Below are 23,460 nucleotides of genomic sequence, written 5' to 3'. Positions count from 1 at the left end.
GCACGCGGGGATGGTCCCGCGCCAGCGGCGGGGAACTGACCGTGTCCCTCCTGCTCCCCGCGCACGCGGGGATGGTCCCGAGGTCATTGGACGCAACCCGGCCGTCCTCAACTGCTCCCCGCGCACGCGGGGATGGTCCCTCGCCAAGCCAGCCAAGTAGGCGCGGCAGGTTCTGCTCCCCGCGCACGCGGGGATGGTCCCTTCACCAGCTGGGGCAGCGCGTCGGGGACGTTCTGCTCCCCGCGCACGCGGGGATGGTCCCCGCTACAGCCGCAACCTGGGCGGGTTCGTCGACTGCTCCCCGCGCACGCGGGGATGGTCCCCAGGCGATACGCGACGGATAGCCGGTACCGACCTGCTCCCCGCGCACGCGGGGATGGTCCCGGCTGGTAGTGGCTGCCGTTGCGCGCGGGGCGCTGCTCCCCGCGCACGCGGGGATGGTCCCGCGGACCGGATGCGCGAGCTGAAAGAGGGCTTCTGCTCCCCGCGCACGCGGGGATGGTCCCGCGCTGCAGCCGACACCGAGCGCGCCCAGCTCCTGCTCCCCGCGCACGCGGGGATGGTCCCTGCACGCCCAGGGTGTAGTCCTCGCCTGCGTCCTGCTCCCCGCGCACGCGGGGATGGTCCCGGGTGGAAGCCACCGATGGCCTACCGGTACGGCTGCTCCCCGCGCACGCGGGGATGGTCCCTGCGCCCCGGTACTGACGGATTACCTGTCGCTCTGCTCCCCGCGCACGCGGGGATGGTCCCGCCTCGGTAGCCCTCCCAGCCCTCGATGGTGTCTGCTCCCCGCGCACGCGGGGATGGTCCCAGGACCCGGACGAGTGGGAGTCGGCCGAGCTGCTGCTCCCCGCGCACGCGGGGATGGTCCCAACGCCACTAGCGTCTGTTCCATGGATCGAACCTGCTCCCCGCGCACGCGGGGATGGTTCCCCAGTCCTTCGCGGCGGTGGACGCGCCAGCGAGCTGCTCCCCGCGCACGCGGGGTCCTAATCAGCCTCCAATCCACCGTGCCACTGCTCACCGCGCACGCGGGGATGGTCCCGTCAGCGACTTCATGGCCATGGTGTTGAGTTCCTGCTCCCCGCGCACGCGGGGATGGTCCCGCGGCGAACTACCACGTCAGCCCGATCATCGACTGCTCCCCGCGCACGCGGGGATGGTCCGGTTCAGGCCTACGCGACCGCGTGGGGTACGGACTGCTCCCCGCGCACGCGGGGATGGTCCCGTGACCTCGTTGGTCGCGGCCTGGCCGAGCTGCTGCTCCCCGCGCACGCGGGGATGGTCCGTGGGCGGTCGACTGGATCGTCACCGGCTGGACCTGCTCCCCGCGCACGCGGGGATGGTCCCGGGTGGCAGACGCGCCCGCCGCGCGGCAAGGGCTGCTCCCCGCGCACGCGGGGATGGTCCCTCGTCCATCAGCTGCGGGTACGCGGGGCTGGTCTGCTCCCCGCGCACGCGGGGATGGTCCCGGGGCGGGGATGGCCCGGATGGGACGGCACCGCTGCTCCCCGCGCACGCGGGGATGGTCCCTGCTCGCGGTGTGCGCGGTCATCGTCGCCGTCCTGCTCCCCGCGTACGCGGGGATGGTCCTCCGGGCCTCTCGAACGCCGCTACGTGGACAGTCTGCTCCCCGCGCACGCGGGGATGGTCCCGGAACCGTCGCCCAGGACGAGATCACCGACGTTTGCTCCCCGCGCACGGGGATGGTCCCAAGAACCTGTATGGGGGCGAGGGCGGGATCGTGCTCCCCGCGTACGCGGGGATTAGATCTTGAGTTTCCTGGACGCTGGTGGGCTGGTCACATGGCTGACGCCTGTCAGGTCGGTGACGCGTCCAGTTTGGTGACGGTGAGTCCGTCGGTGTTGTCGTAGTGCAGGTCGAAGCCGGCGATCTGGGTGTGGCCGGTGTCGTCGATGTCGAGCACGAGTTCGCCGGCCAGCCAGTGCGACGCGTCCCAGGCCGGGAAGCAGTCGCGGGCCTCCAGCTCGGCGATCACCTCATCGAGTCTGCTGGTCATCAGCTGCGGCAGGGCGAGCGTGCACCGGGCCACCGACCGGGCCAGCCGGTTGTCCGGTGCCATCTCCGTCGGCACCTCACGACCCGGGTCGTCCGGCACCCAGTCCGGGATGTGCAGCCGGCCGTCACGGCGTACCAGGAGAATCACCTCCAGGCTCTCGGCGGAGTCGGCGCGGACGTGACCACGCCCGCGCGCGTCGTCGCCACCCGCGTCGGCGTCGCCGATGTGCGCCACCAGCCAACCGAGCAGGGCGGCCGGCTGCGCCGCAACCGATTTCAGCCGGTACGCGTCCGCCCGTACACAATGCTCCTGCTGCTTTTTCGTCGCCGCCTCGTCGGCTTCGCGCATCGCCGGATGCCAGCCGGTCGGGCCGACCAGCGGCACGTCGTACGCGGTCTGCACCAACGTCGGGATGTCCCCGGGCAGCTCGACCGGGACGTCGCCGTCCAGATGCGGCCAGAGGACGCCGGCAGCCCGCCACAAACCGGCCCGGCCGTACACGATGCGTGAACCCTGCACCGGCTCGGGTGGGTCCGTCGACCAGTCCGCGCCGGTGATCAGGCAGCGCGCCGTCGCCAGATGAGCCGGCCGGCTGCGGTGATGCCGGTGCAGCCGGCCCATCCGCTGCAACAGCAGATCGACCGGGGCCAGATCGGTGACCAGCAGATCGAAGTCGACGTCCAGCGACACCTCCGCCACCTGGCTGGCGACCACGACATACCGCTCCGGGCGGTCCGCGACCCGGCTCGGCGGACCGAACATGTCCAGCAGCCGCCGGTCGTTCGCGGCCCGGTCCGGTGCCAGGAAACGGGAGTGCGCCACGAACACCGGGATGTCCGTGCCGAACCGTCGCCGCAGCACGGCGGCGGTTTCCTGGACCCGCCGGACCGTGTTGCGGACCACCAGGGCGCAGCCGCCCCGACCGATCTCGTCCGCGAGCAGGTCGGCGAGGCGCTGCGGGTCGTCGTCGAGGCGGCTCACCCGCACCTGCACCGCCCGGCCGGACGAAGCCGTCGTCGTCACCGCCGGCTGCCGGTCCGTCGCGCCGGAGCAGGTGATCACCGGGTAGCCGATGTCCCCGGCCAGGCCGGCGTACGGGTCGGCATCCGTGCCTGGGGCCGCGTCGGATGCCGGCGTGCGTCGCCGCTGCTGGCGCTGCGTCGGCTGACCGAACCGGCCGTCGTCGTACGCCTTCATCATCTCCCGGCGACGCCGCGCCGGCAGCGTCGCCGACAGCACGATCACCGGTACGCAGTACGCGGCCAGCCACTCCAACGCCCGGTCCAGGTACTGGCTCATGTGCACGTCGTAGGCGTGCGCCTCGTCGACAACGACGACCTTGCCGGCGAGCCCGAGGTGACGCAGCACCACGTACCGGGCCTTCAACGCCATGAACAGCAGCTGGTCGACGGTGCCGACGACGAAGTCGGACAGCAGGATCTTCTTGCGCGACGCCAGCCACCGGTGCACGGCGAGCTGCACGCCGTCCTCGTCGACGCCGATCGAGCTGGGACGCCGGTCCATGCGCAGCGTGTCGTACTCGTTGTTGAAGCTCGACTTGCCGTGCGCCAGCGCCACCCCGTAGGCACCACGGTCGGCGTCGCGGTCCGGCAGCCGCTCCATCCAGGACAAACCTCGGGACAGCATGGCGTCGCTGGTGGCCCGGGTCGGCAGCGCGACGAAACAGCCGGACAGCCCGAACCGGGCGGCGAGGATCTCGACGGCGGCGAGCGCGGCCTCCGTCTTGCCGTCGCCCATCGGCGCCTCGACGATCATCAGACCGGATTCGGCCATCCGCCGGGCCTGGTCGATCACCGCCCGCTGCACCGGGTACGCGGTCGCGCCGGCCGGCAGCCCGAACCGGGTGGCGATGATCGCGTCGGGGGAGAGGTCGAGGTCGACGGCCCGCCACGGCGACGGCAGGTCCAGGTCGTCCCAGGCCCGCTCGACCCGGTGCGCGTCGGCTGTGTACGTCACCGGGAACAGCTCCTGGTTGCTGGCGATCCAGTCGGCGACCACGACGATGCCGGTCAGCAGCGCCTGCACCGGCTGGGGGAGCCGGACGTCACACCAGGCGGGCAGCCGGTCCCGTACGCCGCACCGGTCGGTCATCCAGTCCAGCAGCTCTCGCTGCACCGCCGGCCACGGCCCGGTGCCGAGCAGGTAGCCGAGGCTGCGGGCCGCGTGCAGCTCCTTGTCCGTCGGCGGTACGCCGTGATGGCCACCGACGACCACGGCGAACGTGGCCGCCGCTCGCGGCACCCAGTCGTGCCCGTCGATCAGCCAGTCCTCCAGCAGGATCTGGCCGGCCAGGGCGTGCGGCGCGATACGCCGGTCTGCCTTGACACGGTTGTCGACCGTCAGCCCGCGAGCGTGCATCCGGCTCATCAGATCGTCGCGCTGCACGGCGAACGCCGGTGTCGCCTTGCCGATGTCGTGCACCCCCGCCAGCCAGGCGACCAGGAGTCGCCCGTCGGCGTCACCGCCGGGCAGCGCCGAGCTGATCCGCTGCCGTACGGCGTCGTTGAGCCAGTGCCGCCACAGCCGTTCCGCGACGGCCGCCGCGTCGGCGAGATGCTGCCACAGCGGTAGCCAGCCGGGGCCGTCCTCGCTCGTCTTGCCCCACGCCGACGACGCCGCGTCGCTCAACTCAACCGTCTGTTGCGTAGCCACGGCTGTTGATCCAAGGTGCCAGCTTGGCCAGTCGCCATAGCGTGATCGACCGGACAACGTGGCCGAACGGTTGAGGATCTGTCGGCAAGGCGACTGCATTTTTGCCATCTGTGGTCTTGTTCGAGGCCGCCCGGCTCCTTGCCCCGGCCAGAGCTGAGGAGACAATTCCCTGCTCAGGGCAAGGATTGCTAGCGAAATGCGATGTCACCTCGTATCCCGATGATCAAGTTTGGAATGTCGGTGGCCCGCAGTAGGGTCCCGATCCATGTCAGAGCGTCCTGTCTGGCCACGATGGGAAAAGCCCAATGTCATTTGATCTTGTTGATCGGCCCTGGCTGCTCGTGCAGCGGCTCGACGGGCAGGTGGAGGAGGTGTCGCTCGCCGACGCCTTCCGCCGGGCCGGCGCGCTACGCCGGATCACCGGTGACGTGCCGACCCAGGAGTTCGCCGTCCTGCGCCTGCTGCTCGCCGTCCTGCACGACACCGTCGGCGGCCCCAGCGAGGACGACTGGGAGCAGCTGTGGGGTGCCGCCGACCTGCCGGTCGACGACATCCTCGACTACCTCGACGAGCGCCGGGAACGGTTCGACCTGCTGCACCCGACCACGCCCTTCTACCAGGTCGCCGACCTGCGGACCAGCAAAGGCGAAGTGTTCGGTCTCGGACGGATCATCGCAGACGTGAACAGCGGCGCACCGCTGTTCACCGCCCGGTCCGGCCCCGCACTGCGCCGGATCACTCCGGCCGAAGCCGCCCGCTGGCTGGTGCACGCCCAGGCGTACGACGTCTCCGGGATCAAATCCGGCGCGGTCGGTGACAGCCGGGTCAAAGGCGGCAAGGTCTACCCGCTCGGCACCGGCTACGCCGGCTCCCTCGGCGGCGTCTTCGTCGAAGGCGACAACCTGCGCGAGACGCTGCTGCTCAACCTGGTGCCACACGACGTGCCGTACCTGCGCCGCGACGACAACGACGCGCCGATCTGGGATCTCGACCCACCCGGCCCCGCCGAGCAGGACGACCTGACACCGTCAGGAGTGCTGCGCCTCTACACCTGGCAGTCGCGGCGGATCCGGCTGCACGGTGACGAGCACGGCATCACCGGCGTGGTGCTCGCCTACGGAGACCCGCTCAGCCCTCGCGACCTGCACCAACGAGAACCACTCACCGCCTGGCGGCGCAGCCCCACCCAGGAGAAGGCACTCAAGACCACCCCGGTGTACCTGCCGAAGACCCACGCACCCGGCCGGGCGCTGTGGCGCGGCCTCGAAGCGATGCTGCCCGGCACCGCCGGACGCGGCGGCAGCGGCGAACCACCGGCCAACCTCGACCCCGGCGTCCTCGAATGGATCGGGTACGCCGCCAACCGTCGGCTGCTGCGCCGACCCGTCATCCGGCTCTGTGCCGTCGGCGCCGTCTACGGCACCCAACAGTCCGTCCTGGACGAGATCATCGACGACGCGGTCACCATGCCGGTACGGGCCATCACCGACCCGCAGGCCGCCATCGAGGTGCAACGCGCCGCCGACGACGCCGACCAGGGCGTACGCGCCCTCGTCAACCTCGGCCGCAACCTGCTGCGCGCCGCCGGCGTCCGCGACGACAAACGCGTCGAAGGTGCCCGCGACGAGACGACCGCCGAAGCGTACGCCGCCCTCGACCAGCAGTTCCGCGACTGGCTGCGCGGGCTCGTCGACGGAGTCGACCTCGCCGAGGCCCGCGCCGCCTGGCACCGCGCCGCCGCGAAGTCGCTGCGCGGACTCGGTGACCGGATGGTCGCCGAAGCCGGACCGGTCGCCTGGGCCGGCCGGGAAATCGACAAGACCCTGATCACCAGCGCCCAGGCCGACGCCTGGTTCCGCAACCAACTGTCGAAGGCGCTGCCACTGGCCGGCCCGCTCCGGCCGGCACAGCCAGACACCACCGACCGTCCGCAGGAGGAAGTGGCCCTGACATGAGCCAGACAAGCACCCCGGCCAGGGCGGCGATCCGTCGGCGACGCCCGTTCGGCGACGACGTCGCCAAGGACGTCGCGAAGCTCCAGAGCGCCTTCATCAACGACGCGCCCGCCGCCATCGCCACCCTCGCCCGGCTGCGGGCCGCCGCCGGCACCCTCGCCGGATCACGCCTGGACATCCTCGGCGTCACCGCCGTACCGACGGAGTTCCTGCCCCGGCGGCTCGCCGACGACCCCGAGCCGGTCGAACACGCCCGGCACGCCGCGCTCACCCTGTACGCGGTACACCAGCAGTCGGCACACGACCGTGGGATGCACCGCGACGGGTACGGCTTCGGCCAGGCCGTCGCGCTGCTCGCCGCGCAGAGCCCCAGCAAGGAAGCCGTGCGGCGGCGGTTCGTCGCGATGGGCACCGCCGCCACCTTCACCGAGGCGCTGCACCACTGCCGGGGCCTGGTCCGACTGCTGCGCAACAAACGCATCGCCCTCGACTACGGGCTGCTCGCCGACGACCTGCGCGAATTCCAGGCACCCGGCGGCCCGGACAAGATCCGCTCACTGTGGGGCCGCGAATACCACCGCACCACGGACACCACCACCGGCACTGACACCGACGCCGACACCACCGACAGCGACTCCTCGAAGGACCAGCCATGAGCCGAACCGTGATCGACATCCACATCCTGCAGACCGTCCCGCCGAGCAACCTCAACCGGGACGACACCGGCTCACCGAAAACCGCCGTCTACGGCGGCCAACGCCGGGCCCGGGTCTCCAGCCAGGCGTGGAAACGCGCCACCCGGACCTCGTTCGACGCGCTGCTCGACCGCGCCGATCTGGGGGAGCGGACCAAACGGCTCGGCGAATCCCTCGGCGGGCTGATCGTCGGGCAGGCACCGGACCTCGCCGGAGTGAAGATCGACCTCGCCAACAAGGCACTGACCGCCCTCGGGCTCGCCAAACCGGCCAAGGCGACCAAAGCCGCCAAGAACAAGGCCGACGACGGCGTCACCGCAGCAGAGTCCGAGTACCTGGTATTCCTCAGCCACCACCAGCTCGACGCGATCGCCGCACACGCCATCGCCGCGCACCGCGCCGGCAAGGACCCCGACGGCAAAGAGCTGAAGAAGCTCGCCAATCAGCGGCACTCCGTCGACATCGCACTATTTGGCCGGATGCTCGCCGACCTGTCCGACATCAACGTCGACGCCGCCGTCCAGGTCGCCCACGCGATCAGCGTGCACGCCGTCAACAACGAATTCGACTACTACACCGCCGTCGACGACCGCAAGGACGACGCGAAGGAACAAGGCGCCGGCATGATCGGCACCGTCGAATTCAACTCGTCGACCCTGTACCGCTACGCCACCCTCGACGTCGACCGGCTCAACGACAACCTCGGCGACCCGGAAGCCACCCGACGCGCCATCCACGCCTTCGTCACCGTCTTCGCCAAGAGCATGCCGACCGGCAAACAGAACACCTTCGCCAACCGCACCCTGCCCGACGCCGTCATCGTCCGGCTGCGCGACACCCAGCCGATCAACTTCGTCGGCGCGTACGAAGAAGTCGTCACCTACGACTCGCCGACCGGCCGGGTCCGGGAAGCCGCCGAGCGCCTCGCCTCCTACGCCACCTCCGTCGAAACCACCTACGGCGAGCAGCCCCTCGCCGCCTGGATCAGCCGGGTCGGCGAACACACCGCCGCGCTCGACACCCTCGGCGACGCGCTGCCCTTCGCCGACCTCGTCACCGCAGTCGCCGACGAGGCCGCCGCGCGACTCGGGAAGGAAGAATGAACACCCTGATGCTGCGGCTCGCCGGACCGCTGCAAGCCTGGGGCGCCAGCAGCCGGTTCGTCTACCGTGGCACCGAAGCCGCGCCGACGAAAAGCGGCGTCATCGGCATGCTCGCCGCCGCCAAGGGCATCCGGCGCACCGAGCCGCTGACCGAACTGCTCGGGCTGAGCTTCGCCGTACGCGTCGACCAGCCCGGCACCGTGCTGCGCGACTTCCAGACAGCGCGACGCCTCGACGGCTCCGCACTACCCCTGTCCTACCGGCACTACCTCAGCGACGCCGTCTTCGTCGCCGCCGTCGGCGGCGACGAAGACCTGCTCACCGGCCTGCACGACGCGCTGCGCCGACCACAGTTCCCGCTCTACCTCGGCCGCCGCTCCTGCCCGCCGGTGCTGCCCGTCAGCCTCGGCGTGCACACCGGCACCCCGGTCGACGTGCTGCACCGACACCGCTGGGAAGCGTCCGCCTGGCACCGGCGCACCAGACGGTCAGCGACCGTGACCCTGGAGATGCTGCGCGACGCCGACGCCACCGACCCGTTCACCGAGACGCTCCGCGACCAGCCGGTCAGCTTCGACCCCACCCACCGGCAACACGGGTGGCGGCTCGTCGTGCGCGAACACGTCGAACTGCCCCACCCCGACACACGGGTGGCCACCATCCCCAGCCACGACCCCATGCAAGTCCTCGGAGGCTGACGTGTACCTCACCCGGTTCCGACTCAACAAGGCACGTCGGGACAGCCGACGACTCCTCGGCTCGCCGCAGGTCATGCACGCCGCCGTCATGTCCGGCTTCGCCGACGACGCCGACCACACCCGCGACGGCCGGCGCACCCTGTGGCGGCTCGACACCACCGGCAACCAGCCGGTGCTCTACATCGTCAGCCCTGGCCGACCCGACCTGACCCACCTCGTCGAACAGGCCGGGTGGCCGACCACCGGCGAACGGTGGCAGACCCGACCGTACGGCGGCTTCCTCGACCAACTCGCCACCGGACAGCAGTGGGCGTTCCGCCTCACCGCCAACCCGGTCCGCGACGGCCGGCCCAAGGACCCCACCGCCGACACCAAACGGTACGGCCACGTCACCGTCGACCAGCAGACCCAGTGGCTGGTCAAACGCGCCGAACCGAACGGGTTCGAGATCCTGCGCGGCACCGACGACGACCTGAACCTGATCCTGCACAACCAGACCACCCAGAGTTTCGGGCGACGCGGGGGAGACCGCCCGGTCGTCATCCGTACCGTCACGTACGACGGCGTCCTCGCCGTCCGCGACCCGCAGGCGCTGCGCCGCGTGCTCACCGCCGGTATCGGGCACGCCAAGGCGTACGGCTGCGGGTTGATGACCCTGGCCCCCGCCGACGCCGCGCGATGAAGATCCCCGGCGTACGGCCCCCGGAGCTGCCCGACCTGGTCCGCGCCCAGGACCGGATCAGCTTCATCTACCAGGAACGCTGCGTCATCCACCGGGACAGCAACGCCATCACCGCGACCGACGCCAAAGGGACAGTGCACATCGCGGCCGCGAGCCTCGGAGTGCTGCTGCTCGGCCCCGGCACCACCGTCACCCACCAGGCGATGATGCTGCTCGCCGACAACGGAGCCACCGTCGTCTGGGTCGGCGAGCAGGGCGTGCGCTACTACGCCCACGGCCGATCGCTGGCCCGGTCCAGCCGGCTGCTCGTCGCCCAGGCCGCCGCCGTGTCCCACCGGGACCGGCGGCTCGCCGTCGCCCGCGCCATGTACGACATGCGTTTCCCGGACGAGGACACCGACAAGCTGACCATGCAGCAGTTGCGAGGCAGGGAAGGAGCCCGGGTCAGACGGATCTACCGGGAGCATGCCCGGCGTACCAAGGTGACCTGGACCCACCGGGACTACGACCCGGAGAACTTCGCCGGATCCGACCCGATCAACCAGGCGTTGTCCGCCGCGCACGTCTGCCTGTACGGGGTCGTCCACGCCGTCATCGTCGCCCTCGGCGCGGCACCCGGCCTCGGCTTCATCCACACCGGCCACGAACGGTCCTTCGTCTACGACATCGCCGACCTGTACAAGGCGGAAGTGAGCATCCCGGTCGCGTTCGACGTCGTGGCGGGCGGATCGGTCGACGTACCGGCGGACACCCGCCGCGCGGTCCGCGACAAGCTGTTCGAGCTGAACCTGCTCGACCGGTGCGCCGACGATGTCCGCAGACTGCTTCTGCCGCCGTCCGCCAGCGACGAGCCGGACGGGCACGCCTTCAGTGAGGACGTTGTCAACCTCTGGGACGAGTCCGGTGTCGAGATGCCCAGCGGCATCAACTACGCCGACGAGTACGAGGTCGACTTCTGATGGTCGTCATCGTCCTCACCGCCTGCCCCGCGGGCCTACGCGGGCACCTGACGCAGTGGCTGCTGGAGATCTCGGCCGGCGTGTACGTCGGTCACGTCACAGCCCGGGTACGCGACCGGCTCTGGGGCAGAGTCGTCGAGCTCGCCGGCCCCGGCCGTGCCCTGATGGTCTACCAGGTACGCGGCGAGCAGCGGCTGTCGTTCAAGGTGCACGACCACCACTGGCACCCGGTCGACTTCGACGGCATCATGTTGATGCGCCGTCCGGCCGATCCCGCCGCCGTTGCCGCTGCACCGCCAACGGGGTGGAGCAAAGCGTCCAAGCGGCGCCGATTCGCCCGACGCGCCTCCACCCGGTCCACTGATCGACAGGAGCCAAACCAAAGTGAATGAAAACCCGGCCCCGCGCCTCTAAACGCCCAGGTCAACAAGCCTGCTCCCCGCGCACGCGGGGATGGTCCCTTGATGTGCGCTCAACACGTTACAGCACGTTCCTGCTCCCCGCGCACGCGGGGATGGTCCCAAGGGCAGGCTGCGCCACCCGGTCTACGGCAACTGCTCCCCGCGCACGCGGGGATGGTCCCTCGTGACGGGTCACCGAGCGACCCCGGGGCGACTGCTCCCCGCGCACGCGGGGATGGTCCCTCGTGACGGGTCACCGAGCGACCCCGGGGCGACTGCTCCCCGCGCACGCGGGGATCGTCCCCGGGCGTTCAGCCCGGAGGAGCAGGGCCAGTGCTGCTCCCCGCGCACGCGGGGATGGTCCCCAGAAGATCCGGGTCAAATAGCGATGGCGCGGCTGCTCCCCGCGCACGCGGGGATGGTCCCTCGGACCGCATGAATATCTACGGGCTGATACGCTGCTCCCCGCGCACGCGGGGATGGTCCCTCTGGTCCGATCACTTGCTGCAGTCCTTCATGCTGCTCCCCGCGCACGCGGGGATGGTCCCCAGCTGGGGCCCGGTGTCACCGTTCCGGCAACCTGCTCCCCGCGCACGCGGGGATGGTCCTTGGCCGGTGAAATCGCGCAGGTCATCGCTGATCTGCTCCCCGCGCACGCGGGGATGGTCCCAGCTGGTCGGCCAACCGGTTGGCCTCGTCCTTCTGCTCCCCGCGCACGCGGGGATGGTCCCACCAGCGTCTATCCAGGTGAGATGTCGACTCACTGCTCCCCGCGCACGCGGGGATGGTCCGGCTTCCCGAAAGGGACGGACGTCGGGAAGAGCCTGCTCCCCGCGCACGCGGGGATGGTCCCAGGACGACGCGGTCGGCGACGGTGGCGGGGATCTGCTCCCCGCGCACGCGGGGATGGTCCCTTCACGTCGTGGGGGTCGGCGTCGGGGACGTACTGCTCCCCGCGCACGCGGGGATGGTCCCGCGCCGATCGAGGCGGGCGACCTCGTTGTCGTCTGCTCCCCGCGCACGCGGGGATGGTCCCGGCCCGCTTTCGCGGGCCGTTTCAGTCGCTCACTGCTCCCCGCGCACGCGGGGATGGTCCCGGCGCCGCGACGGTGTCGCCCTCGCGGGTGGACTGCTCCCCGCGCACGCGGGGATGGTCCCGCGGACGCCCGCGCTTCGGCCTGCTTCGGCGTCTGCTCCCCGCGCACGCGGGGATGGTCCTGGCAGGACCTGAAACGGTCCCGAGACTCCGGCGCTGCTCCCCGCGCACGCGGGGATGGTCCCTCCACATAGACCGCGTACCGGGCGGTAGCGGACTGCTCCCCGCGCACGCGGGGATGGTCCCCGGGTTTCGAGGCCGGCCCGGCACCGGCCGACCTGCTCCCCGCGCACGCGGGGATGGTCCCCGCGAATTCGGCAATCAGGATGCGCTGTGCCGCTGCTCCCCGCGCACGCGGGGATGGTCCCCTACCGAACGCCGCCATGACCGTGGCCACCGACTGCTCCCCGCGCACGCGGGGATGGTCCCGGGTCGCTAGACGAGCGAATGAAGGCGGCTGTCTGCTCCCCGCGCACGCGGGGGTGGTCCGCAGTGGCTGCTCAACGCCGCCATGTACGCCAACTGCTCCCCGCGCACGCGGGGATGGTCCCCCGACCGCCTACGACTGGCGCGACGCCCAGCTCTGCTCCCCGCGCACGCGGGGATGGTCCCTTTCGGTCGGGGTGACGATCGGGCCGTGTTCGCTGCTCCCCGCGCACGCGGGGATGGTCCCAGGTAGGAGTCGAGCCGGTCGAGCACCGGCGGCTGCTCCCTGCGCGCGAGGGGATGGTCCTGTTGCGATCCTCGCCGGACCCGGATGTCCGGCTTGCTCCCCGCGAATGCGGGGATTGACCCCAGCTCTGCCCTTACGACGAGACCGGCCAAGGTCGCTCGCAGCGTACGCGGAAAAGGCTTTTTCGGGTTTAGCGTTTGCCCCGTTTGGCGGCCACGAGCAGGGCGGCGATGACTGCTGTGGTACCGCCGACGCACAGTAGACCGGTGAGCAGCAGTACGGCCAGATGCCAGGGCTTCAGCGCGTGCATGGCTTGCCACCGTACCTGGGTGGAGACACCAGACGTGTACCGCCGCATCGAGGGGGAATGCTTACTGGGCAACTACCTACTTGGTCGCGTGTCCGGTATGTAGCGAACTGCGGCGCGGTGGGGCTGTTGGCTCTCTTCGCCGACGGCCCCAAGTACGGCAACCAGCTCAGGACCGAGTTTGGCACCCGTCCACGGGGGGGTCGTAGGGTACGAAAGGTGCTGGTGGACCATCCGCCACGCGCCATCCCGACGTTGGAACACGCGGGTCCGGCGCGACCAGCTGCCGGAGGGCGTCGCTTCGGCCGGCTCCAACCGGACGTGGTTCAGGACCGCAGAGGTTGCTCGTGTTCGTAGGAGACGACGTCGTCGGCGATCGGGGCGGTCGGCCGTTCGAGGTCCTTCGCCGTGGTGGCGTCGAACCAGTCCTGGTGCAGCTAGCGTAGGTCTTGTTCGGCTTGGGTCGCGCCCTGATCCGAGGTCGGGTCCGGGGCCGGGTTCTGCGGGGCGGTGTCGGCCAGTGGGAAGGAATGGTGCTCGTGGGCGACAATCCACCGGCCGCTGTGCCTGCGCAGGCCGAGGGTCAGTCGCAGCCGGACGTCCGGGTGCTCGGCGAAGCTCGCCTCGGTGCCGCAGCGCAGCAGCGCGTACGCGTAAGCGACGTCGTCGCCTGCGGTGACCTCCAGCGATTCGATCTCGAACACCCCACCTCCGCTGGCCAGCCACTGGAAGAACGGCGGCCAGCTCTCCCGGTAGGCGTCGATGCCGCGTACCCCCTGCTGCGGTGGTGGGACGTCGAACATCACGATGTCGTCGGCGTGGTCGGCCAGGACGGCGGCCAGGTCGCGGCGCTGGACCGCCGCCGTCCAGCGTCCGATCAGCGTACGGATTTGTTCTTCGGTGGTGGCCATGGTCGGTGGTGTCCTTCCGGTTGGTGTGTCCGTCGGGACTACCACCCCGGCCGGGCCGCAAACTCATCGCGCCGCGCCACACCGGTCCGATCGGCCGGCCGGTCAGCGGGTCAGCTGGGCCGGTAGGCCGAAGGTCGGCAAGTCGGCGTCGAGGAACGCGACCACCTCGGCGACCTGCTGTCCGCGCAGCGTGAGCACGTCCAGGCCGGCGGGGACGTACGCGTCCCGGTCGTCGTTCCACAGGTACGTGCCGAAGGCGAGTTGCCCGTTGGCCCGGGTCGGCAGGAACCGCCAGCGGTGCCGCAGCACCACGTCGACCAGGAAGGGGCGGATCGCGTCGCGTCCGTCGTACCAGGTGGTCATCGGCGGCATCGAGTAGCGCGCGTCCTCGGTCAGCATCGCCACGATGGTGTCGACGTCGTTCGCCTGCCACGCGGCCGCGTACCGTCGGGCGAGCTCGCGCCGTGCGGCGTCGCCGAGCGCGGCCAGGGTCCGCTGCTGGCTGGCGGCCGGGTGCAGCTCGGCGACGGCTCTGCGGGCGCGTTGCAGGGCGCTGTTGACGGCGGGGACGGTCGTGTCCAGCAGGTCGGCGACGTCGCTGGCCGGGTAGGCGAGTACGTCGCGGAGCAGCAGGACCGCGCGCTGCGTGGCCGACAGGTGTTGCAGGGCCGCGACGAACGCCAGCTCGACGCTTTCCTGGGCGATGATCTGCGCTTCCGGGCTGCGCGACGCCGTCGGTCCGGCCGGCTGGTCCGGGTACGGACCCAGCCACACCGTCTCGGCCAGGGGTGCCCCCTGTGGGCTCAGGTCGGTGGGGAGTTCCCGTCGTCCGCGACGCTCGATGATGGTCAGGGCCCGAAGGTTTCCTGGACCGCGTCGTCGGCGTCGTGCACTGAGCCGAGCATCCGGTAGCAGTAGGCGTGCAGTTCGTCGCGGAGCGGGCCGACGAGGTGGCCGAAGGCGGTGCCGTCGCCGGCGCGCGCCGCAGTCAGCAGCTGCGGTGCGTCCGTCCCATTCGTCTGATCCGGGCTGCTCACCCGGTCTCCTACCTCGCTCATCTGCGAGACGGTACGCGTCCGCTGGAGCGGCATGCCGCTGTCGCCCAATCAACCGGGCAGTTCGACGGTGGCGCGGTTCGGCCGGGTCTTCTCCGCTGGATCGGCGAGGGCGTGCGGTCGGTGATCAGCTGGCGGCGGTGAGTCGGTGTGCGGCGGCTGCGAAGTTGTCGGCGCGGGTGGTGTCGCTGCTGAAGAAGCGGACAGCTTCCACCAGTTCTGACAAGCCGCCGGAGTAACGGCTGCAGGTCCGAAGCGCGCTAATGGCCTCCAGCCGGGCGTTGGCCTGCCGATTGATCGACGCGTAGATGCTGCGGCGCAGCGTAGACAGTATTTCCTCGCGTGTGTCCATGCGGACGAACTCGTCGATCATCACCAGGGCGTCGGCAGCGGTGCCCAGCAGCCGCAGGTCGACCCGGGCCGAGTGGGTGGGCGTGGCTGGTGCCGGGCCGGACTGCAGCAGCTGTCCCTCGTCGCCGTGCCGACTGCGGTACCACAGGTAGGTAGGTGTCTGTCCGTGGACGCCGCTGTCGCGCAACCGGGTGAAGTGCTCCCGGAGCCGGGCGGTGAGCGCGTCGATGTCGGGCGGCCACGGCCCTTGGTCGACGGCTTCGAGTTCGCGCAGGACCTCGGCGCTGAACAGGCCGGTGCGCGCGGCCGTCAGGTTCAGCGCTGGTTGTCCCAGGCTGGCTGCGAACAGCGCGTCCTGGTCGCGGGTTTGTTCCGGAGTGCCGAGCGGGAACGTCTCGGTCCCGGCCACCCAGCGTGGTCTGGCCGCGACGCCGTGAGTTTGACAGGCGTCAATGACCCAGATCTGCCGATCGAACGCGGGGATGTAGCTGCTCGCAGCCATGGCCATCGCCGATTCGAGGTCGAGGGTTGCTGGGTCGGCGTGGGTGGAGTCAGCGTAGTAGAGGCGCCGCCGCCGTAGTTCGTCGACGGCGCCGTGGCCGCCCCAGACTACCCACAGCAGGTCGCCGTCCCACTTCGGCAGGTCACGGGTGAGCAGGCGGTGGATGTCGGCTTTGCCGGCGCTACGGACGTCGACGCCGGCGCTTCGGAGCTCGTCGGCCTTCGGGGGGCACGGCGTGACGGCGAGATGCAGCCTGGCGGCGGGCACGCCGCTCTTGAGGAACCACTGGGTGAACCGGATCGCGTCGTCGACGGGTCCGGTCAGCCGTGCCGCTGTCCCGATTTCGTACTCGTCGATCCCGACGACGATGGCGTGTGTACGAGAAGGACCGGCCATGAACGACACCATCGCATGCAGCCAGACGGTTTGCCTATCGGCCGGGCGTGTCAGCTGTATGCGAGTGGCCTTCGATGCTTGCGTTGCGGGTACGCCGATCAATTAGCATGCCATCAGTGGACCAAGCCGGTAGTCGGCTACAACGCTTTGGACGGTGCTCAGCCGCATGCCGGAGACGCCTGCTTTCGATCATGGTTCGAAGACGGCCATGCATGACCGGTGGCGCCTCCGCGGCCGGCTCGTTGCTCTCCTCGGGGAGTCGCCCACCATCCGCAGTACCGCAGGACGTCAGCTCTTTCTGCAGGAACTCGACACCGTACTGGGCGGTCCGCCGCCCAGGCGCGAGCACGAGGTGCTCCATCTGCAGTTGGTCGAGCTGGTGAAGTCGTGCGCTGAGCAGCCGGGAGCCCTCCGGTCACTGGCCGAGTGTCTGGAGTCGCTGGAGCCGAACACCCGGCGGGTCGCCGAGGTGTACCGGCTGGTGGATGAGTGGCATGCGACCGAGGTCTTTGATGGACACGAGGTCTGGTGGCTGCGGGAGGAGTTGCACCGTCTGCGCGGGCGTGAGGTGCTGCGCCATCTGCTCGTGGCGGCCAGATCACCGGAGGCACCACCGTACTGCGCATCGGCGTGGCACGTCCTCGCCCATCTGTCCGGGCTCAACGCCGTCGACGGCATGCCGCCCTGGCTGCGGTTTCTCGACGCTGTGGCGCCGTTGCTGCCGCCCGAGGCGGAGTCGCGACTGCAGGCGCTGGCCGCAGCGCTGGCCGACAACTGGGGCATGGGCGCGCAGTTGACGGCCCTGCGGACGCGCCGATCCGAGCCGTCACCGGGGCCCAGCATGGCCTACCTGGTGATTCAGTTCGAGAAGTACGGCGGAGACGACGACTCGTACATCGTCTCCTACTGGCGGCAATGGGCGTCGCCGGTCTGGCAGCCGATCCGGGGTGAGGACCAGCGGGTCGAGCGGGACGGTCTGGAGGCTGCGGTCGACCGCATCGTCCTCCGGACAGAGAGCGACTGGGCGGACAAGGACGGCCCGGTGACGATCGAGTTCGTCCTGCCCTGGGAGTTGCTCAACACGCCGGTGGACGCCTGGCGTAAGGAGCTTTCGTCGCCGTCGCCGACGCCACTGGCGATGGACTACCCGGTGGTGATCCGGAGTCTCGACCGTCTCTACGCCCGGCAGTGGCACCGCCTGTGGCGATCCCGCTGGCGACAGCTTACCGACGGCTCCGGGCACCCACACCCGGTCTACTACGCCGAGCCCGATCAGAACGACATTCGGCTCGAGGCGATCCTGAAGGACGAGGCCGGCATCGTGGCGATGGTCCTCAACCAGCCGCCGACACCGAGGAGCCCCGGCGAGAGCCAGGCGCTCGCCGGGCTCCGCGCCGGTCTGCCGATTCTCATCTGGCACCGGAGTCAGGTGGTGGACTCGAGCCTCCGTTCGCTGGTGGCGGCGCTGTTGGGCGTAGGGACGTCTGCGGAGTCCGAGCTGGCGCAGTTGCCGGTGCGGATGGCCCAGCTGAGGCGTCGGGCGTGGACCGAGGACACCGCGCATCGGGAACAGCACGTCGGGCACGGATTCTCCATCTTGTGGGACGATCCGGATCGGCAGCCCGGACGTATCTGGCCACCAGAGAGCGCACCGAGAGAGGCTCGTAATGACTGACCAGGACCAGCAGGATCCGCCTCCGGCTGCGGGGTGGTGGCTGTACGACGGATCGGGACACCCTCGGCTGGGAGCAGACGGGGGCACCTGGCCTGATCCGCCGCAGTGGCGCGCCTTCAACGGTGGTCCCGACCTACCGGATCCGCCGGACGACCCCGACGAGACCGCGCGCCGGCTGGGCAGCCCTGGCGTGGCCCGCCCGGACCGCGACCAGTTGGACGTGATCAACACGGCGCTGCGGCTGTACCGGCCGCTCCTGGTCACCGGGCGTCCTGGTGTCGGCAAGTCGAGCCTGGCCTATCAGCTTGCCCGGGATCTCCGGCTGGGCCGGGTGCTGCACTGGCCGATCACGTCCCGGTCCAACCTGCAGTCCGGACTGTACGACTACGACGCGATCGGCCGGGCACAGGCCGCCGCCGAGCGGCCCGCCGGTGAGCAGTCGCCGGATGGCCCCGAGTCGGTTCTCGGCGACTTCATCCATCTCGGCCCGCTCGGCACCGCGTTGCTGCCATACCGGCGTCCCCGCGTCCTGCTCATCGACGAGCTCGACAAGAGCGACATCGATCTGCCGAACGACCTGCTGAACGTCTTCGAGGACGGCATGTTCTCGATTCCCGAGCTGATCCGGGCCAGGAACCGGATGCCGGCGGTTGAGGTGCACACGGCCGACCCTGGCCACCGCGCCGTCATCCGGGAAGGGATTGTCCACTGCCATGCGTTCCCCGTCGTGGTGATCACGTCGAACGGTGAGCGGGACTTTCCGCCCCCGTTCCTGCGTCGCTGTATCCGGCTCGACCTGCCGGACCCGGATGAGAAGCGGCTCGCCGATCTGGTGTCGGCGCACTTTCCCAGAACTGATGAGAACGCGCGGCAGCTGATCACGGCTTTCATCGAGCGGCGTGGCGAACAAGGTACGCTCGCGGCGGACCAACTCCTCAACGCCGTCTTCCTGGCGGCGTCCGGGGCACGCCCGGCCGGCGACGAGGCGGAGTGGACCCGGCTGCTCGACACGGTGTGGCGCAACCTGTATGCGACGGGTGTGTAATGGAACCTTCGCAGTGGCCGCGCCCGACTTCACTGCATTGGTCAGACATCGCCGATGCGCTGTGGCTGGCCAGCCGTGACGGGTTCGAGGCGGCCACGCGGGCACTGGTTGCGGTGCCGGACGAGGCGGAGCAGGCAGCTGCTGCAGGAGGCGGTGTTTCCGATCCGGAGGCATCGCCCGGCGGGCCCGACCCGGCAGACCCGGAGCCGTCGGTGCCGGACCCCGGCGTCGGTGCCGGCATCGACGCCGGGTTCGCTGAGGCGGCACGGCCCGAGCCTTCGGCGCGTACCCGGCAGCAACTGGCCGTCCCAGTCACGCAGGGGCGGGCCGACTTCTTCGCGAGCCTGAGACAGGACGTGCCGTCCAGCACGGACCTGGTCATCGACGAGGAGGCGACAGCGGAACGTGGCGTGATCGACCGCCGCTGGCTGCCGGTGATGCGTCCCGCAGTCGAGCGCCGGTGGAGTGTCGTGCTGTTGGTGGACACCGGGCCGTCGATGTGGATCTGGTCCGGCTATGTCGCCACCATCTCCGCGTTGCTCGAACGGCAGGGTGTGTTCCGGGACATCCGCGTGCGGACCATGGCGTCCGACGGGCGTGACGGGATCGGGATCGGCTCTGTCTCCGGCCGGGCGACGATGGCACCAGCCAACATCGTCGACCCCACCGGTCGTACCGTCGTGTTGATCCTCACCGACGGATACTCGGAGATCTGGTGGACCGGCGCGGCGCAGTCGGCCGTCGCGCTCTGGTCGTCGCGCATGGTCGTCGCACTGCTGAACCCGTTACCGCAGCAGCGGTGGTCGCAGACCGCGCTCGACCCGCGGCGGACCTGGCTGCGCACGACCAAGATGGCCACGACCGCGCGAGTGTCGTGGAGCAGGTCCGCGATCGATGCCGCGGACCCGGACACGGCCCGGCTGGCCGACCCGGTCGCGGTGCCGGTGCTGGAGATCGACGGCCGGTGGGTTCGCCGCTGGGCGAACCTGGTCGCGGGGACCGGGCCTGGTGTGGTGGCGATGCCGGCGATTCTCGTCTCGGCCAGCCACCCGCGGATGACCGCAGTACAGGACGACAACGTGGGCCAGCACTCCGCGGAGTACGCGGTAGCCCGGTTCCGGGCGATGACTTCACCCACTGCGGTCCGGCTCGCGATCGCGCTTGCCGCCGCGCCGCTCAACGTCCGTACCATGCTCGCCGTTGCGCGGAGGCTGCCACGGGCCGGCCCGGCAGAGCTGGCGGAGGTGCTCACCAGCGGGCTGATCCGCGCCGTCGTGCCGGACGAGGAGGTCACCGATCCGGCCAGGGTGACCTTCGATTTCACCCGTGGGGTCCGGCAGCGGCTGCTGGAGTACGGGCACCGCGACCGGACGATCGACGTTGTCAGGATCGTCGAGGCGGAACTCCGCGACGAGGTGGAAGCCGTCCAGGGCCTGAGTCGCCGGATCGCCGCGCCGGCCACCGCCGAACCGCCTGGCCCAACCGAGGGTAACCGTCCGTTTCTGCGGGTCGAGCTGGCCGTCAACGAGGCGTTGAGCGGACCCCACCTGGTCGCGGCCGCCCGGCTGCGGAATCTTCTCGCTGATCGCCCGGCGGTCTCCGGGCCACGCCCTACGCTGGTAACCATGGCGCCGGTGGATCGGTCCGACGTTCCCGCCTCCCGCCTCGACGAGTTGCTCGGGCCCGACCAGCACCGCGCCGGCGACACCGATCTCGGCCGTGGCGTGGAGTCGTCCGCCGAGCGGGAGAGCCGCCGTGTCGCCACCATCAGCAACATTCCCCCGCGGAACGCGAATTTCACCGGCCGAGCCGAGCTGCTCGCCATCCTTCATTCGCGGCTGGGTTCGGGGACGACCGCAGTGCTGCCGGAGGCGATCCACGGTTTCGGCGGCGTGGGGAAGTCTCAGCTGGCGAACGAGTACGTGCATCGCTACCAGAACGACTACGACATCGTTTGGTGGATTCCCGCCGAGCGGCCTGCACAGATCCGCAGCGCACTCGTCGAACTGGCGCAACGCCTCAACCTGCCGGTCGCGCCGCTGGCGGGTTCGGCGGTCCCAGCTGTCATCGACGCGCTTACCCGGGGCGAACCGTCGCCGTCCTGGCTCCTGGTGTTCGACAACGCCGTACATCCCGACGACGTTCAACCGTTCTTCCCTGCGGGGGAGTCGGGCAAGATCATGGTGACGTCACGGAATCCGGAGTGGGGCGAGGTGGCCAACCCGATCCCGGTTGACGTGTTCAGCCGAGCGGAGAGCATCCTACTGTTGCGGCGGCGACGTGGGCGCTCGCTGTCCGAGAGAGACGCTGACCGGCTGGCCGAGGCGTTGGGCGACCTTCCGCTCGCCGTGGAGCTGGCTGCGGCTTGGGTCGCCGAGACCGGCATGACGACCGACGAGTACCTGCGGCGCCTGGACGCTGGACGGCCGGCTCTGACCACGGCGGCCGCCGATGGCACAGCGGTCTCCTCGCCGCTGGACTATCCGGAGGCGGTCGCCGCCGCCTGGAGTATGTCGCTGATCGCGCTCCGGGAACGGGAGCCTGCGGCGTTGCGCCTGCTCCAGGTGTGCGCCTTCTTCGCGCCCGAGCCGATCAGCCGCATCCTGCTGTCCAACGCGCGCGGCCTGGGCATCCATCCGGACCTCGACCCGGTGCTGCGCAACGCGACCCGGTTCAACCAGGCGGTGAGGACCATCGGCCGCTACTCGCTGGCGAGAGTGGACTACCGCACTAACTCGCTGCACATGCACCGCCTGGTGCAGCGGGTGCTGGTGGCCCAGATGGATCCGGACGAGCGTGATGAGCTGCGTCACAGCGCGCATCTGCTGCTCGCCGCCAATGACCCTAACCTTCCCGACGAGACGGATCACTGGCCACGGTACGCGGAGCTGTACCCGCACGTGCTGGCGTCACAAGCGTCGCAGTGCCAGAACGGCTACGTCCGTGACCTGGTGCTCAACGAGGCGAAGTACCTGTCCCGCTGGGGTGACTTCCGGGGTGCCCGGGACCTGGCCCGACAGGCGTACGACGTGCTGGTCCGAGTCGAGGGTTCAGCGCATCTCGACACACTGCGGATGGCGAACTGGTTGGGCTACATGCATTTCACCGTCGGTGACTACCGTGCGGCGGCTGATCTGAACGCCGACACCTTGCAGCTCTATCGAGAGGCGCTGGGTGACGACCGTGAGGAGACCCTGGACGCCATCGGCTCGGTCGCTGCCGATCTACGGGTGGCCGGTGACTTCTCTGGCGCACTCGACCGGTCGCTGACTGTCTATGAGCGGTCCCGTGCCAGCTTTGGCGAGGGCGAGCCGTTCACCCTCCGGGCCGCGCACAACCTCGCCGTCAGCCTTCGGCTGTCCGGGCTGTTCAGCCGGGCGCTTCAGCTGGACGAGCGGACCTATCCCCAGCTTGTTCAAGTGCTTGGTGCGGACCATCTGGAGACCCTGAACACCCGGGGCGGCATCAATCTGGACCGGCGTGAGCTCGGGGATCACGTGGCGGCCCGTACCGACCAGGAGAGCCTGGTCACCCTGGTTCGTAGCCTGCTGCCGGACGAACGCCATGCGCTGCTGCTCAGCCAGACGCAGCAGCTGGCGGTCACCCGCCGGAAGGCCGGTGACCTGGCGAACGCGCTGACGATGTCAGAAGGGGTGCTGCTGCGCTACCAGGAGCGGTACGGCGAGGGCTATCCGGACACCACGCTGGCGAGACTGACCGTATCGATAGATCAGCGGGTGCTGGGCAACCTCACGGCCGCCCGTGAGGCGGGCGAACTCGCGGCCGAGCAACTGCGCCAGCTGTACGGCCCAGACCATCCGCACACGGCCAGCGCCGACGTCAACCTGGCGATCACGATGCGCCTGCAAGGGGAGAGCGAGACCGTACGGCAGCTGGACGAGCGGTCGATCGCCCGGCTGACCGACCGGCTGGGCCCGAACCACCAAAACGTTCTGCACGCCCGCATCAATCTCGCGAGCGACTACCAGGCCGTCGGTGAGGTGGCCCAAGCGCGCGACTTGGGCGCGATCGTCCTGCGGCAATGCCGGGACCTGCTCGGCGTCAACCATCCCACGACCCTGGCCTGTGCGGTGAATTTCGCCTGGGACCTACAGCGGACCGGACGCGCCGAGGACGGTGAACGGCTGCTGGCGGACACACTCGTTCGATTCCGGGCGGTCCTCGGTGCGAGGCATCCCGCGACGGTCAGCGCGGCCGATGGGGTCCGGGCCAACTGTGACATCGACCCGTTACCGCTGTAGC

12 protein-coding genes, 3 pseudogenes and 3 CRISPR repeat arrays (1 of these 18 cut by a window edge) are annotated in these 23,460 nt (G+C 70.2%); of the genes and pseudogenes, 11 read left to right on the top strand and 4 right to left on the bottom strand.

Going from position 1 to position 23,460, the window contains the following annotated elements:
* Positions 1-933: a CRISPR direct-repeat array (repeat unit 29 nt; unit sequence CTGCTCCCCGCGCACGCGGGGATGGTCCC) (it extends 133 nt beyond the left edge of the window).
* An 82-nt stretch (positions 934-1,015) separates the two neighbouring features.
* Positions 1,016-1,655: direct repeats of the CRISPR family, unit length 29 nt; unit sequence CTGCTCCCCGCGCACGCGGGGATGGTCCC.
* A gap of 164 nt (positions 1,656-1,819) precedes the next feature.
* Complete coding sequence (gene cas3 / locus ACN27J_RS05895) at positions 1,820-4,693, bottom strand: CRISPR-associated helicase Cas3' (protein WP_421364308.1); 2,874 nt, start codon at positions 4,691-4,693, stop codon at positions 1,820-1,822.
* Positions 4,694-4,998: 305 nt separating this feature from the next.
* On the opposite strand from cas3, the gene casA reads away from it, so the two are divergent.
* From casA to ACN27J_RS05855, 8 genes and pseudogenes are all read left to right on the top strand, one after another.
* Positions 4,999-6,648: a type I-E CRISPR-associated protein Cse1/CasA gene (gene casA / locus ACN27J_RS05890; protein WP_421364306.1), complete on the top strand. Its 1,650-nt coding sequence runs from the start codon at positions 4,999-5,001 to the stop codon at positions 6,646-6,648.
* The gene (gene casB / locus ACN27J_RS05885; RefSeq protein ID WP_421364304.1) at positions 6,645-7,304 is read left to right on the top strand and encodes a type I-E CRISPR-associated protein Cse2/CasB; all 660 of its coding nucleotides are present in this window, start codon (positions 6,645-6,647) and stop codon (positions 7,302-7,304) included. Before casA ends, casB begins: the two co-directional genes overlap by 4 nt.
* Positions 7,301-8,446 carry a type I-E CRISPR-associated protein Cas7/Cse4/CasC gene (cas7e, locus tag ACN27J_RS05880; RefSeq protein ID WP_421364302.1) on the top strand — a complete coding sequence of 382 codons (1,146 nt, stop codon included), beginning with the start codon at positions 7,301-7,303 and terminating at the stop codon, positions 8,444-8,446. Before casB ends, cas7e begins: the two co-directional genes overlap by 4 nt.
* Positions 8,443-9,144: a type I-E CRISPR-associated protein Cas5/CasD gene (gene cas5e / locus ACN27J_RS05875; RefSeq protein WP_421364300.1), complete on the top strand. Its 702-nt coding sequence runs from the start codon at positions 8,443-8,445 to the stop codon at positions 9,142-9,144. Before cas7e ends, cas5e begins: the two co-directional genes overlap by 4 nt.
* A 1-nt stretch (position 9,145) precedes the next feature.
* Positions 9,146-9,826 (top strand): type I-E CRISPR-associated protein Cas6/Cse3/CasE, encoded by a 681-nt coding sequence (gene cas6e / locus ACN27J_RS05870; protein WP_421364298.1) that lies wholly within the window; start codon positions 9,146-9,148, stop codon positions 9,824-9,826.
* A complete protein-coding gene (gene cas1e / locus ACN27J_RS05865; protein WP_421364296.1) occupies positions 9,823-10,785 on the top strand; it encodes a type I-E CRISPR-associated endonuclease Cas1e in 963 nt (320 codons plus the stop codon). Before cas6e ends, cas1e begins: the two co-directional genes overlap by 4 nt.
* On the top strand, positions 10,785-11,177 hold the full coding sequence (gene cas2e, locus ACN27J_RS05860; protein ID WP_421364294.1) for a type I-E CRISPR-associated endoribonuclease Cas2e: 393 nt from the start codon (positions 10,785-10,787) through the stop codon (positions 11,175-11,177). The genes cas1e and cas2e overlap by 1 nt, the downstream gene beginning before the upstream one ends.
* 40 nt (positions 11,178-11,217) lie before the next feature.
* Positions 11,218-13,077: direct repeats of the CRISPR family, unit length 29 nt; unit sequence CTGCTCCCCGCGCACGCGGGGATGGTCCC.
* Positions 13,078-13,382: 305 nt separating this feature from the next.
* Positions 13,383-13,463: pseudogene (locus tag ACN27J_RS05855) on the top strand (PadR family transcriptional regulator); the annotation flags it as partial.
* Here ACN27J_RS05855 and ACN27J_RS05850 read toward each other — a convergent pair.
* The 3 genes and pseudogenes from ACN27J_RS05850 to ACN27J_RS05840 form a co-directional block, all read right to left on the bottom strand.
* A pseudogene (locus ACN27J_RS05850) lies at positions 13,446-14,173 on the bottom strand (YybH family protein); the annotation flags it as partial. The pseudogenes ACN27J_RS05855 and ACN27J_RS05850 sit on opposite strands and share 18 nt — an antisense overlap.
* 102 nt (positions 14,174-14,275) lie before the next feature.
* Positions 14,276-15,231: pseudogene (locus ACN27J_RS05845) on the bottom strand (RNA polymerase subunit sigma-70).
* A 124-nt stretch (positions 15,232-15,355) separates the two neighbouring features.
* Positions 15,356-16,579 (bottom strand): effector-associated domain 2-containing protein, encoded by a 1,224-nt coding sequence (locus ACN27J_RS05840; RefSeq protein WP_421364292.1) that lies wholly within the window; start codon positions 16,577-16,579, stop codon positions 15,356-15,358.
* Between the two features lie 106 nt (positions 16,580-16,685).
* Between ACN27J_RS05840 and ACN27J_RS05835 the strand changes: the two genes are divergently transcribed.
* The 3 genes from ACN27J_RS05835 to fxsT are packed head-to-tail and all read left to right on the top strand — an operon-like array spanning position 16,686 to position 23,459.
* Positions 16,686-18,152 carry an effector-associated domain 2-containing protein gene (locus tag ACN27J_RS05835; protein WP_421364290.1) on the top strand — a complete coding sequence of 489 codons (1,467 nt, stop codon included), beginning with the start codon at positions 16,686-16,688 and terminating at the stop codon, positions 18,150-18,152.
* Positions 18,145-19,197, top strand: coding sequence for an AAA family ATPase (locus tag ACN27J_RS05830; protein WP_421364288.1), 1,053 nt, complete (start codon positions 18,145-18,147; stop codon positions 19,195-19,197). Before ACN27J_RS05835 ends, ACN27J_RS05830 begins: the two co-directional genes overlap by 8 nt.
* Positions 19,197-23,459: an FxSxx-COOH system tetratricopeptide repeat protein gene (gene fxsT, locus ACN27J_RS05825; RefSeq protein ID WP_421364286.1), complete on the top strand. Its 4,263-nt coding sequence runs from the start codon at positions 19,197-19,199 to the stop codon at positions 23,457-23,459. Before ACN27J_RS05830 ends, fxsT begins: the two co-directional genes overlap by 1 nt.
* The last annotated feature ends 1 nt before the right edge of the window (position 23,460 follow it).

Source organism: Solwaraspora sp. WMMB762 (genome assembly GCF_049179115.1).
Lineage (GTDB): Bacteria > Actinomycetota > Actinomycetes > Mycobacteriales > Micromonosporaceae > Micromonospora_E.
Note: the sequence above shows the minus strand (reverse complement) of the source record. Positions and strands in the feature narration are given on the sequence as shown.